Origin of the sequence: Candidatus Pelagibacter sp., from assembly GCF_052049775.1 — a bacterium.
In the GTDB taxonomy this organism is placed as follows: Bacteria; Pseudomonadota; Alphaproteobacteria; order Pelagibacterales; family Pelagibacteraceae; genus Pelagibacter.
Genome location: NZ_JBNGZH010000008.1, coordinates 83127 through 96544 on the forward strand (window position 1 = coordinate 83127; position 13418 = coordinate 96544).

Below are 13418 nucleotides of genomic sequence, written 5' to 3' on the forward strand. Positions count from 1 at the left end.
ACAACGCTATTTTGAGTTGTAATATTAATTGGGTTTTACTGAAACAAAAGTTCTATCGGATTTTGTTTTTTTAAAAACAACTTTACCTTTTATTACTGAAAAAATTGAGTGATCTTTACCCATACCCACATTTTCTCCTGGAAATATCTTAGTACCTCTTTGTCTAACAATTATGTTGCCAGGAATAACATTTTGACCACCATATTTCTTTACACCAAGTCTTCTGCCGGCACTATCCCTACCATTCCTTGATGATCCACCAGCTTTTTTCGTAGCCATATTTTATTCCTTTATTTACTCAATTCCTTTTTTTCAGAATCTTTTTTTGTTGGTTTAGAAATCTTCTCAGCCTCAGATAAAATCTTACCATCTTTTGAAAAAATTTTATTTATTCTAATCATAGAATATTCTTGTCTATGACCATTTTTTCTTCTTGAATTTTGTCTTCTTCTTTTTTTAAAAATAAGTACAGTTCTATTTTTACTATTTTCTATTAGGTTTGCTTCAACTTTTGCACCTTGAATTGTTGGTGAACCAATTTCTATTACTTTATTATCGCCATATGCCAATATATCATTAAACTCAATTTTAGTGTTGGATTTTGGATTTGGTAATTTTTCAATTTTTAAAATTTCACCAGACTTCACTTTATATTGTTTTCCACCAGATTGTATAACTGCGTATGACATAAAATAGATTTTTTTATCAGGCAATATAGTCAGGCCATTTCTTTAGTCAAGCTTATTAACTAAAAATTATCCTTTAAATCTCTCAATTTTGAAAAACTTTTTAAATCTTTTGCTTTAAGGAATATATTACATTCTAATTCATCAGCTAAAGTGCTTGGTATTGTTGGTAATGCATTCTTAAGTTTTTTGTTAATCTCTAGAATTTTATTTTTTAATTTTAAATTACCAGAGTCATTGGCGACACAAAAATTTGAGTTTTGTAAAGTGTATTCATGGCCACAATATATTTCTGTATCTTTTGGTAATGATTTAATTTTTTTAAGTGAATTATACATTTGTTCATAGGTACCTTCAAAAATTCTGCCACACCCTAAAGAGAATAGAGTATCACCAGTAAAAATTCTTTTTTCCTGAAAAAAATGAAAAGCGATATGTCCAGATGTATGACCTGGAACATGATAAATTTTTGCCTCAAAATTATCTTGTTTCCAAATTTGGTTGTCCTCTAGAGATATATCAATCTCGGGTATACGATTTTTATCTCCAATGAATCCAACTACCTTAGAATTATACTTCTTTTTTAATTCAAGATTTCCACCTACATGATCGTGATGATGGTGTGTGTTGAGTATAAATTTTAAATTTATTTTTGACTTATTAAGATAATTGATTATTGGTGCAGATTCGCCAGGGTCAACAACACAAGCGGTTTGATTTTCTTCATCAATAATTAAGTAGCTATAATTATCATGCAGACATTTGATAATTTCAATTTTCATTTATTTTTCTATTAAAAATATACCAAGTTCTCCAAACAAATTTTTAAAAATAAGATTTGATCTATTAATATCAGAAACATTTTCATTAATTAATGCTAAAGATTTAAAAATTTTAAAGTTAATAACCTCAGAAAATCTGAAGAAATCTTTTATGGTGCACATATGAATGTTTGGAGTGTTATACCAATCATGAGGTAAAGAGTTTGTAATTGGCATTGTTCCTTTAAATAATAAATTTAATCTTACTTTCCAATGCCCAAAATTTGGAATAGTCACTATAGCTTTGTTGCCAACTCGTAAAAGTTCTTTAATTACAATCTCTGGATTTATAAAAGCTTGTAAAGTTTGTCCAAGAACAACATACTCAAAAGAGTCGTTTGGAAATTGCTTTAAATCAAATTCTGCATTTCCTTCGATAACAGTTAGACCTTTAGCAATACAAGTTTGCACTTTTTCTTTTGAAATCTCAATTCCTCTGATATTAACATTTTTATTTGTTTTTAAAAATTCCATTAAAGTTCCATCATCACATCCTACGTCAAGAACTTTTGTATCTTTTTCAATTAAATCTGAAATAATTTTATACTCTGGTTTCATGAAAGTTTTTCTGCATAAGATTTATCTAAAAAATTTTTTAGAGCTTTTAAGAAATCGGGAACATTAAGCAAAAAAGAATCGTGCCCCTTATCAGACTCAATTTCAACAAAACCCACATTTGCACCAACTGCGTTTAAGGCAATTACAATGTCTTTATTTTCTTGTGTTGGATAAAGCCAATCTGAGGTAAAGGATATTATAAAAAATTTCGCTTTAGTATTTTTAAAAGCATCAGATAAATTACCATTAAATTGTTTTAATAAATCAAAATAATCCATTGCTCTAGTAATATATAAATAGCTATTCGCGTCAAACCGATCTACAAATACGGATCCTTGGTATCTAAGATAACTTTCAATTTGAAAGTCAGCATCAAAACCAAATTTTAAATCATCTCTTTCTTGAAGTTTTCTACCAAATTTTTCTTGAAGTCCTTTTTTTGAGAGATAAGTAATATGTGCAGCCATCCTTGCTACAGCTAATCCTTTATCGGGTACAATATCTTTTGAATTATAATTTCCTTCTGACCAATTATGATCTGCTGCAATGGCTTGTCTGCCAAGTTCATTAAAAGCAATATTTTGAGCAGAATGGCTTGAAGTGCACGCAATTGGTATTGCTGTTTTAGCTTTATCAGGATAATTACTAATAAATTGTAGTACTTGCATTCCACCCATTGAACCACCTACAACTGAAAAAAGTTTTTTTATTCCAAAAAAATCCAATAAATTAATTTGTGCGTTTACCATGTCATTAATTGTTATGACTGGGAAATCTGTTCCATAATTTTTTTTTGTCTTAGGATTTTCATGGTTAGGCCCAAAAGACCCCATACATCCACCTATTACATTTGCACAAATTACAAAATATTTATCTGTATCTATCGACTTACCAGAGCCTACCGCGTAAGACCACCAACCATCCTTTTTAGTCACTGGATTTATACCTGTTACAAATTGATCACCTGTTAAAGCATGAAATACTAAAATTGCATTATCTTTTTCATTATTGAGTGAACCAAAAGTTTCATACGCTAAAGGAAAATTACTAATAGTCTGACCACAATCTAATCTGAGTGGTTTTTCAACAATCAATGTTTTTATATTTTCTTTTATATTCATAATAAAAGCTGAAAGTTGAATTGTGAGAAAAAAAAACTTTTTTAGCGGTTTTTTTAAAGCGCTCGCAATTCAGGTAAATCAGCGCATAAATTTTGTACTAAAAGTTATTTAGTATGTCAATTTTAAAAAATAATTACACTTAAACTATATAAAAAAATGTTTTTTTAATTATAAAGGGCATAAAATTTATAAAAGACGTCAACTATGAGATTTAAAAGATTTAATATTGAAACCTATGAACCTGGTAAATCCAGTCTTAAGAGATTTCGTCAAGTTGTAAAGCTATCTGCAAATGAGTCAGCATTAGGTGTTAGCTCAAAGGCTAAAAAGGTTTTGTCTAATAAAAATTTAAGTTTTTTTAGGTACCCAGATGGTAAGTCTAATGCCTTAAGAAGACAAATATCTAAAAAGTTTCAATGTGATGAAGATAGAATTATTTGTGGTGCTGGATCTGATGAGGTTATTCAAATGTTATGTCAATTATTTTTGAGTCCTAAGGATGAAGTTATTCTTCCTCAGTATAGTTTTTTAATGTACAGGATATATGCTAAGATAGTTGGCGCAAAAGTTGTTTTTGCAAAAGAAAATAATTTTAAAGTATCAATTCCTGAAATTATAAAGAATGTTTCAAAAAAAACAAAAATTGTTTTTTTAGCAAATCCAAATAATCCAACTGGAACATACCTAACAAGTTCTGAGCTTTTAGAACTCAGAAAAAAATTGAGAAAAAATATTCTGCTAGTAGTGGATGATGCATATGCAGAATATATGAAAAATAATGATTATAAAAGTGGATTAAAATTATTCAAAAATAAACAAAATGTATTTATTTTAAGAACATTTTCTAAAATATACGGTTTATCCTCTCTAAGAGTAGGGTGGGGATATGGTTCAAAAAAAATTATTAAAGCACTGAATGTTATTAAGCCACCTTTTAATGTTAATGAGATAGCACAAAAAGCTGCCATTGAGTCTCTTAAGGATACTAAGTTTATAACTCGTTCAGTTAAACACAATATTATTTATGCAAAAAAATTGAAAAATTTTCTTAACCAATATGGAATTAATTCAAATAATATATCGGCTAATTTTTTATTATTAAATTTTGAGAAATGTAAATTTAAAGCGAAATATTTTTATGAAAAATTAAAGATGAAAGGAATTATCTTAAGATCAACAGAAAATGGCTACAATATAAAAAATATGTTACGGTTAACTATTGGATCAAAAACAGATAATTTAAAATTTATGCGAGCAGTAAAAGGAATTTTTAATTAATGAAAAATGTGCTCATCATCGGCTGTGGCTTGTTAGGATCTTCGTTAGTAAAAAGAATTGCAAAAAAAAAATTAGCAAAAAAAATTTTCATTTTTGAAAAATCAAAAAAAAATATATCAAAGATCAAAAGACTAAAGTTGCCAGGAACTCTAGTAAATAAACTACAAGAGGTAGTTGCAAAATCAAATCTAATTATTTTTTGTACGCCAATGAGTGAATACAAAAAGATGATATTAAGATTAAACAATAATTTTAATTCAAAACAAATTATTACTGATGTTGGTTCATCAAAAATAGAGTCTTCAGAAATAATTAAAAGAAATTTAAAAAAAAAAATATCCTGGATTCAAAGTCATCCTATAGCTGGATCAGAAGTAAGTGGGCCTGAGCATGGTAAGGAAAATCTGTTTGAAAATAAGTGGTGTGTATTAATTAAAAATAAGAAAATAAATATGAAACATTTAAAATTTTTAAATTCTTTTTGGAAAAAAATGGGTTCAAAAACTGTAATTATGAATGCGGAAAGACACGATAAAATATTTTCAATTACAAGCCATTTACCACATTTAATAGCTTACAATTTGGTTAAATCAGCTCAAGATTTTGAGAAAAAACAAAAATATGACTTAATTAAATATAGTGCAGGTGGATTAAGAGATTTTTCAAGAATCGCTGCATCAAATGAAATTATGTGGAGAGACATTTTTTTTAATAATAGAAAAAATGTTTCAAGAGCAATTGATATATTTATCAAAAATTTAGAATCTTTTAAGACAGACATTAATTTAAAAAATAATAAATCAATTCTTAAAAAATTAATTCAAACAAAAAAAGTTAGGTCTAAAATAATCAAATTAAAACAGGATGTAAATAAACCTGACTTTGGTAGAGATTAATAATTACCAATATTACTTACTTTTTTAACTTTTAGATTTGCAGTTTTATCAATTAATTGAATTGTTTGTTTAGTTGGCATTACTACCACTTTCTTTTTTGGTCCATAAGCATGAATAAATTTAGACTTACTTAGACATATACCCACATGTCCTTTCCAAAATATCATATCTCCTTTACTTAAATTTTTACCTTTTTTTCTTTTACAAAACTTTATCTGATCTTTTGTATCTCTTGGAAAAAATATTCTATTATAATAAAAGTAAATTTGGATCAAAGCAGAGCAATCAATACCATCAAATGTTTTTCCACCCCAAAGATATTTACTACTTTTAAATAATTTCATTATTTTTAAATAATCTTTTTCAAGATAATCAATTTTAACAATATCACTTTTTTTTATCCATCTGTCCTTTTTAAACTCAATTAGCCTTTTATTTTTGTTTAAAACCGATATGCCAGATGCAAAGAAAAGATAATTGTTTGTTGGTAAAAACTTATTTTTTTTTTTAATAAATATTCTAGATTTTGCTTTTTTTATCTTAAAAGTCGGCTTAAAATTTTTGTAAAAATAATTTTTTTTAATATAACCAATATAATTGTCAAAATTAGTTTTAATCTTAACCCAGTTTTTTTGATTTTTTAATACCTTAAATTTTTCACCATACAGGATTTGCGATAAAGTTTCAGAGTTATTAGAAGGTTTTGCATTTATATTTCCAAGTGAAAAATTATAAAAAAAATTATTTTTCATTAATCTTTAATTTATTTCTTATTATCCATAATATAATTAAAGATGGTATTACCATTATAGCAGTTAAAATAAAAAATACCCCCCAGTCTCCATTAAGCCAATCAACTAGAGCGCCCGATGATGATGCTAATGTAGTTCTTCCAGCAGTACCTATTGAAGCTAATAGAGCATATTGAGTTGCTGTGTAAGTTCTATCAACTAGCAATGATATGAATGCAACAAATGCAACAGTGGCAAAAGCTGCTGCAATGTCGTCAAAGATTACAGCAATTGCAAATAGTATTTCAGATTTACCACTCCACGCTAAAAGACTGAACAAGAGATTTGTGCTCGCCATTAAAATTCCTGCTAAAAACATTGCTTTTAAAACACCAGATCTTATTACAAATAGTCCACCTAGCAGAGTGAAGATGACAGTTGTTATCCATCCTAAAGTTTTTGAGTAAATAGCAATATCTGATTTACTAAAACCAATTTCTTTATAAAAGATAATAGACATACGCCCTAAAAAAGCCTCTCCAACTTTGAATAAAAAAACAAACCCCAGGATTCCTAAAGCTATTTGAAAGCCATTTTTTTTAAAAAAACTTATTATAGGTCCACTGATTGTTCCACTGATCCAAGTTATAGTTTTAGTAAGAAAATTCGAATTTTGGAATTTACCAGCAATTAATCGATCATTTTCTATCTGATTAATTTGTCTTTCATTCGAGTCAGTTTCATTGACAAACATTAATCCAATATTCATTAGAATTATTAAAATTCCTAAGATTAAAAAAGTTAGTTGCCAATAATTTTGAAAACCTAAATTTTCTAAAAAATCTGCGGAAAACAATGACAAAACTCCGCCTAATTTATATCCGCTCCACCACCCAACGACAGCCATTGCTGCGCCCGCAGCCATTGATTTACCTTCGTTTTCGCTAATTTGCTCAATCCTTAAAGCATCCACAGTAATATCTTGCGTTGCTGAAGCAATTGCAATCAGTAAACCTACTGATATTACAAGAGCTAAATTTTCTGATGGATCAATTACACTCCACAAAAATAATGAGATTAAGATTAATATCTGCATTAGGACGATCCATCCTCTTCGATGTCCAATTTTTTTTGTTAGGTATGGTATTTGAATACGATCGATTAAAGGAGCCCATAAATAATTAAATGCATAAACTGCAAATATAAGACCAGCCCAACCAACTGTAGATCTGCTTAATCCATCTTCCTTTAACCATAAACTTAAACTACTACCTATCAATACCCAAGGAAAACCAGAGATAGCACCAAGCAATAATATTTTTAACATTCTTTTATCGAAATAAACTGAAAATGTTTCTGAAAGGGATTGTTTTTTAATTTCTATCATTTTTTAATTCCTCCAGAATGAAGGTAAAAATAACACTAATATAGCAAATAACTCCAGTCTTCCCAAGATCATACCGATTGTTAAAATCCATTTGGAAAAATCTGGTAATGAGGAGAAATTACCATTAGGTCCAATTATTGATCCTAAACCTGGACCAACATTTGAAATAGAGGTGGCAGCACCTGAAATTGCCGTTATAAAATCAAGTCCATTTAAAGATAATAACGCAGACAATAAAAAAAATATTATTAAGTACATGTAAATAAAAGAAATGATCGATGCTATGAATTTATCATCAATTGGATTTTTATCGTATTTCAATACAAAAACACCTTTAGGGTAAATAATTTTTTTTAGTTGATTAATTACAAATGAATAAAGAATTTGAAAACGAAATATTTTTATGCCACATGTTGTTGAACCAGCACAGCCACCTATGAACATCAAAGCTAAAAATAATACTAAAGGAAAGCTACCCCAATTGTCAAATTGAGCATTGACATAACCGGTTCCAGTTAGAATAGAAATAACGTTAAAGAAAATTGATCTTAAATCAAATGAACTTGAATTGTTTAAAGTAAGATAAATTGATAAAATGAAAATTGATATAAATATTATCTTAATAAAGGTTTTGATTTGAGAATCTGATGTAAAAATAGACCTATTGCCATTTAAAAATTTAATGTACACGATAAATGGTACACTTCCTAAAATAATAAATACCATAGCCGTAGTTTCTATCGCTAAGCTATTAAAAAAACCAATGGATTGATTATAATTAGAGAATCCACCAGTTGCTATAGTTGTCATCGAATGTGTAATACTATCAAAAATATTCATTCCAAAAATATTGTAAGTGATTGCACATAGCGCTGTTAATCCAGAATAAATATAAATTAATCTTAGAGCAACCTCTTTAGATTTTGGAAGAATTTTTTCAGATGAATCATTGTTTGAAATTTTGAATAATTGCATTCCCCCGACATTCATTATGGGCATTAATGTAATCGCCATCACTATGACACCAATACCCCCCAACCATTGAAGTATTGCTCTCCAAAATAATATCCCTTTAGGCATATTTTCTAAATTTGATATGATTGTTGAACCAGTTGTTGTAATACCTGACATACTTTCAAAAAAGGCATTTGTGACTGAAAATTCCAAATTAGAGAATATAAAGGGTAATGAACCAAATATAGCAATACTTAACCATGCTAATGCAGTTAGAAGGAATGCTTGTTGCAAGTTAAGTTTTTTTTCATGATCTAGATTGGAGAGAAAAAATAAGGTTCCAAAAATGATTGTAACAATTGCTGCGCCAAAAAAAGAAGAATCTATTTGACCATAAATAAATTGAACAATTATTGGAATAAGCATAAAAATACCAAGAATTATCTGAAGAATTCCAAGAGTAAAAAAAACTGTTTTATAATTCGACATTTTGAAAGAACATTATTTTATGGTAAATAAATTTCAACTCTATAAGAATTAAGTAGTTCGCTAATTAAAGATTTTGTTGAATTATTCATGATAAAAAAAGAAAACTTAGAAAAAACAAGCTCTTGGCCGATCGTTGAAGCAAAAAAAATGCTTAGAGAAAGAAAATCTTTTTTAGAAAAAAAAGGTAAAATTACACTACAGACTGGATATGGCCCAAGTGGACTTCCTCACATAGGAACATTTGGAGAAGTTGCCAGAACTTCTATGATGGTTAATGCGTTAAAACAATTAACTGATCTTCCAACAGAAATTATCACTTTTTCTGATGATATGGATGGTCTTAGAAAAGTACCAGACAATGTACCCAATAAAGAATTGTTAGAAAAAAACCTTCATAAACCTTTGACAGATGTACCAGATCCCTTTGAAAAATATAATAGTTTTGGTGAACATAATAATGAGAAATTAAAAAAGTTTTTAAATAATTTTAATTTTAAATATAATTTCAAAAGCTCTACTCAATTGTATAAATCAGGTTTTTTTAATCCGACACTTCAAATTATTTTAGATAATTATGATGGAATAATGGATATCATTATGCCTACTTTAGGAAAAGAACGTCAAAAAACTTATTGTCCATTTCTTCCTATTTGTCCAGAAACAGGACATGTTTTGGAAATTCCAGTTAAAGAAATTGATAATTCTAAGTCTAAAATTGTGTTTGATAATAAAGGTAAAGATTTAGAATCAAGCATATTAGATGGTCATTGTAAACTTCAGTGGAAAGTAGATTGGGCCATGAGATGGTATGCGTTAGATGTTGACTTTGAAATGTACGGAAAAGATTTGATAGAAAGTGCAATATTATCCACTAAAATTGTTAAACTAATTGGAAAAAAAAACCCATCTGGTTTTGCTTATGAACTCTTTTTGGATGAGAAAGGGGAAAAGATTTCTAAATCAAAAGGGAATGGAATAACAATTGAGCAATGGTTGGAGTACGCCTCACCAGAAAGTTTATCATTATACATGTATCAAAATCCAAAAAGAGCTAAAAAACTTTATAATGAGATAGTTCCAAAGGCTGTCGATGAATATTTGGAATTTATTGAAAAGGCTAAAACTCAAGATGAGCTTCAGTTACTGATGAATCCAGTATGGCATGTTCATAATGGTATTGTTCCAAAAGAAAAAATGATTATGTCATTTTCTATGTTATTAAATCTTGTAGAAACAAGTAATGCCGAAAACAAAGAATTATTATGGAAGTTCGTAAAAAAATATAAGGAAGATATTTCTGAAAAAGATCACCCCATTTTTGATAATCTAGTTGGTTATGCTATTAAATATTTTAATGATGTAATAAAAGCCAAAAAAAAATATAAAATACCTGATCAGATAGAAAAAAAAGCGCTTGAGGCCCTAATATCAACCTTAAATAAATGTAATGACAAAATGTCTCCTGAGGAAATTCAAACTTTAATTTATTCAACAGGAAAAGAAAATGGGTATTCAGAGAATTTGAGAGACTGGTTTAAATTAATTTATGAAGTTGTATTTGGAGTCGAAAATGGCCCTCGAATGGGTTTTTTTATAAGTTTTTTTGGTGTTAAAGAAACTAAAGATCTTATAATAAATAAAATTAAATAATGTTTTCAAATTTAAGATCTCTAATTTTTAAACTTGATCCAGAGACAGCCCATGGTTTGGCAATAAAGTCACTAAAATTTAATTTTGTGCCAAATGTTTTGGATAAAAATAAAAATAGCCATTTATTTAAGACTAAATTATTTGAAAAAGATATAGATAATCCAATTGGGATGGCAGCAGGATTTGACAAAAATGCTGAAGTTTATAATTCTTTATTTAAATTGGGATTTGGTTTTGTGGAGGTGGGCACAGTTACACCTCTTAAACAATATGGTAACCCCAAACCAAGAGTTTTTAGATTAGTTGAAGATGAAGCATTAATTAATAGATTGGGTTTTAATAACTTAGGTGCAAAAAACATTGTTGATAGGATCTCAAGTAATAAACAAATTGGTTTACTTGGAATTAATATAGGTCCTAATAAAGATACAAATGATAGATTGAAGGATTATGTTGAATGTTTAAAAACCTTCCATGAATTTGCAGACTATATTACGATTAATATTTCATCTCCCAACACTGAAGAGTTGAGAAATTTTCATGATCAGGAAAAATTGAATAGTTTATTAAATATAATCAATAGTGAAAAAACAAAACTAAATTCAAAAATTCCAATTGTAGTAAAAGTCTCACCAGATATTAAAGATCAGGAAATACCCAAAATTTCCGATGTTCTTTTAAGCAATAATATAAAAGCAGTTATTTTATCGAACACTTCTGATTCTACTCGAGACAAATTAAGTGACATTCAAAAGCATCAAAAAGGAGGTTTATCAGGTAAACCAATAGAGGAAAAGTCTACAATACTGATTAATAAATTTTATAAAACTCTTGGTAATAAAATTAAAATTATTGGTGTTGGTGGAGTAGACTCTGGAATAAGTGCATACAATAAGTTTTTAGCTGGAGCGAGTTATGTTCAACTTTATACAGGTATGGTATACAGAGGACCAAATATTGTAAACCTTATTAAAAAAGAGCTTAAGGAATTATTGATAAGAGATGGAATAAAACATTATAGTGAAATCATAGGAAAAAAAACAATTTCTTAAATTTTATAAACTTGACGCAATCATCAACTCACTTTATATAGTCGAAAATATTATGTCAAAAAAATGTGAACTTACCGGCAAAATTCCCCTTAAAGGTCATAATGTTAGTCATGCTAATAATAAGACAAAGAGAAGATTTTTACCTAATTTGAAAAAAGTAAAATTTACCAGTGAACTTTTAAAGAGAAGTATGAAACTCACTGTAAGTAATGCTGCTGTAAGATCTGTAGATAAAAAAGGAAGTTTTGATGAGTTTTTAAAGACTGTAAAAAATAAAAATTTATCTCCAAGATTAAAGAAGATGAAGAAAAGTTTATTAATTAAGTCTCCATTTCAAAAAAAACAAGTTCAATCTAAGACAGCTTAATGAATAAAATTTTTTTTATACTCTCATTTTTAATGGGAGCAGTTGTTTTGGCATCTAATTATTTAGTTCAGTTTCCTATAAAACATTATGGTTTAGAAGAAATATTAACTTATGGAGCTTTTAGCTATCCGATTGCTTTCTTGATCACAGATTTAGCCAACAGATCTTTTGGCAAGATAGTTGCCAGAAAAATTGTTTATATTGGTTTTGCTATAGGTATTAGCTTTACGCTTTTATTCTCAACAAACTTTACAGATTTAATATCTATAAGAATTGCAATTGGATCGGGTACTGCCTTTTTAGTTGCCCAACTCTTAGATGTTCAAATTTTTGATAAATTGAGAAAAAAAGAATGGTTTGTTGCACCTTTAACGTCATCTTTGATAGGTTCAACAATTGATACGTTTATATTTTTTTCAATATCTTTTTATGGAACAGACATTCCTTGGATCACATTGTCTTTAGGAGATTTAAGTGTAAAAATTTTTGTTGCTTTAATGATGTTAATCCCTTTCAGACTACTGCTGAAAACACTTAAACCGGTTTAGATTTAATATAAATATTTATAAGATAATATTTTATAAGCCAACTTTGCTACTAGAAAATTGTAGGAATTAAATCCTTTAATCGGTGCGAGCTCATTTATATCAGCGCCAACGATGTTTGAGTTTTTGGCTGCGATCTTAATTATATCTAAAACTTCATCCCATAGTAAACCACCAGGTTCAGGTGTTCCAGTTGCAGGCATGATACTCGAATCTAATCCATCTACATCGAAAGTTAGATAAACAGTCTTATTTTTAATTAGTTTTTTAAATTTTTTTAAATTCCATTTTGTCTTATCTTTTGCCCAAAAAATACTAATTCTAGATTTATTTTTTTTTAAAAAAGGTATCTCCTCTTTAGAAATATTTCTAATTCCAAATGAAACTGTTGAAACGTTTTTATAATCTAAACATCTTCTGATAGCAGATGCGTGTGAAAATTTTTCACCATTATAACTTTCTCTTAAATCTGCATGAGCATCAAAATGTAAGAGACAGATATTTTTATGTTTTTTAACAAATGGAACAATACATCCTGGTGTGATTGAATGTTCACCACCAAAAGTCATTGGAAAAAGTTTATTATTAAGAATTTCTTCATTTATACTAGCTATCTTTTTTAAAGCTTTTTTAATATTTTTATCAATCTTAAAAGGTTTTAAAGTTTTAATTCCTATTTTTTTGTAAGGTTCACAATTTAATTCCTCATCATATAATTCAACTTGATGTGAAGCTTTAATTATCTCTTTTGGGCCATTTTTAGTCCCACCACCATAACTCACAGTTTTTTCCAAACCAAAAGGAACAATTACAACTTTTTCTTTAAAATTGAATTTATTATCTATTCCAAGAAACCCTTTTTTATTTGAAAGATATTGCAACG

15 protein-coding genes are annotated in these 13418 nt (G+C 28.1%); 6 read left to right on the forward strand and 9 right to left on the reverse strand.

Annotation, left to right across the window (positions count from 1 at the left end; genetic code table 11):
- Positions 1–24: 24 nt before the first annotated feature.
- The 5 genes from rpmA to metX are packed head-to-tail and all read right to left on the reverse strand — an operon-like array spanning position 25 to position 3186.
- Complete coding sequence (gene rpmA, locus ACTT83_RS02040) at positions 25–279, reverse strand: 50S ribosomal protein L27 (RefSeq protein ID WP_440916731.1); 255 nt, start codon at positions 277–279, stop codon at positions 25–27.
- Positions 280–290: 11 nt separating this feature from the next.
- The gene (rplU, locus tag ACTT83_RS02045) at positions 291–689 is read right to left on the reverse strand and encodes a 50S ribosomal protein L21 (RefSeq protein ID WP_440918531.1); all 399 of its coding nucleotides are present in this window, start codon (positions 687–689) and stop codon (positions 291–293) included.
- Between the two features lie 59 nt (positions 690–748).
- Positions 749–1468, reverse strand: a complete 720-nt coding sequence (gene gloB, locus ACTT83_RS02050; protein ID WP_440918532.1) for a hydroxyacylglutathione hydrolase — start codon at positions 1466–1468, stop codon at positions 749–751.
- Positions 1469–2065, reverse strand: a complete 597-nt coding sequence (metW, locus tag ACTT83_RS02055) for a methionine biosynthesis protein MetW (RefSeq protein WP_440918533.1) — start codon at positions 2063–2065, stop codon at positions 1469–1471.
- Positions 2062–3186 carry a homoserine O-acetyltransferase MetX gene (metX, locus tag ACTT83_RS02060; RefSeq protein WP_440918534.1) on the reverse strand — a complete coding sequence of 375 codons (1125 nt, stop codon included), beginning with the start codon at positions 3184–3186 and terminating at the stop codon, positions 2062–2064. Before metX ends, metW begins: the two co-directional genes overlap by 4 nt.
- Before the next feature lie 204 nt (positions 3187–3390).
- Here metX and hisC point away from each other — a divergent pair, with 204 nt between their 5' ends.
- Complete coding sequence (gene hisC, locus ACTT83_RS02065) at positions 3391–4464, forward strand: histidinol-phosphate transaminase (protein WP_440918535.1); 1074 nt, start codon at positions 3391–3393, stop codon at positions 4462–4464.
- A complete protein-coding gene (locus ACTT83_RS02070) occupies positions 4464–5360 on the forward strand; it encodes a prephenate dehydrogenase (protein WP_440918536.1) in 897 nt (298 codons plus the stop codon). The genes hisC and ACTT83_RS02070 overlap by 1 nt, the downstream gene beginning before the upstream one ends.
- Here the strand turns inward: ACTT83_RS02070 and ACTT83_RS02075 are convergent.
- From ACTT83_RS02075 to ACTT83_RS02085, 3 genes are read right to left on the reverse strand one after another with little or no spacing between them, the layout of a single operon-like run.
- Positions 5357–6112: a C40 family peptidase gene (locus tag ACTT83_RS02075; protein ID WP_440918537.1), complete on the reverse strand. Its 756-nt coding sequence runs from the start codon at positions 6110–6112 to the stop codon at positions 5357–5359. The two genes, ACTT83_RS02070 and ACTT83_RS02075, sit on opposite strands and share 4 nt — an antisense overlap.
- Positions 6102–7478 (reverse strand): AmpG family muropeptide MFS transporter, encoded by a 1377-nt coding sequence (locus ACTT83_RS02080; protein WP_440918538.1) that lies wholly within the window; start codon positions 7476–7478, stop codon positions 6102–6104. The genes ACTT83_RS02075 and ACTT83_RS02080 overlap by 11 nt, the downstream gene beginning before the upstream one ends.
- Positions 7479–7481: 3 nt before the next feature.
- Entirely contained in the window at positions 7482–8921 is a 1440-nt protein-coding gene (locus ACTT83_RS02085; protein WP_440916740.1) for a TrkH family potassium uptake protein, read from the reverse strand.
- An 87-nt stretch (positions 8922–9008) separates the two neighbouring features.
- Here ACTT83_RS02085 and ACTT83_RS02090 point away from each other — a divergent pair, with 87 nt between their 5' ends.
- From ACTT83_RS02090 to ACTT83_RS02105, 4 genes are read left to right on the forward strand one after another with little or no spacing between them, the layout of a single operon-like run.
- The gene (locus ACTT83_RS02090) at positions 9009–10571 is read left to right on the forward strand and encodes a lysine--tRNA ligase (RefSeq protein ID WP_440918539.1); all 1563 of its coding nucleotides are present in this window, start codon (positions 9009–9011) and stop codon (positions 10569–10571) included.
- Positions 10571–11623, forward strand: a complete 1053-nt coding sequence (locus ACTT83_RS02095; RefSeq protein ID WP_440918540.1) for a quinone-dependent dihydroorotate dehydrogenase — start codon at positions 10571–10573, stop codon at positions 11621–11623. The genes ACTT83_RS02090 and ACTT83_RS02095 overlap by 1 nt, the downstream gene beginning before the upstream one ends.
- Before the next feature lie 52 nt (positions 11624–11675).
- Positions 11676–11990 (forward strand): 50S ribosomal protein L28, encoded by a 315-nt coding sequence (gene rpmB, locus ACTT83_RS02100; protein ID WP_440918541.1) that lies wholly within the window; start codon positions 11676–11678, stop codon positions 11988–11990.
- Entirely contained in the window at positions 11990–12538 is a 549-nt protein-coding gene (locus ACTT83_RS02105) for a queuosine precursor transporter (RefSeq protein WP_440918542.1), read from the forward strand. The genes rpmB and ACTT83_RS02105 overlap by 1 nt, the downstream gene beginning before the upstream one ends.
- 2 nt (positions 12539–12540) lie before the next feature.
- Here ACTT83_RS02105 and speB read toward each other — a convergent pair whose 3' ends face one another.
- Positions 12541–13416 carry an agmatinase gene (gene speB / locus ACTT83_RS02110; RefSeq protein ID WP_440918573.1) on the reverse strand — a complete coding sequence of 292 codons (876 nt, stop codon included), beginning with the start codon at positions 13414–13416 and terminating at the stop codon, positions 12541–12543.
- Between the last annotated feature and the right edge of the window lie 2 nt (positions 13417–13418).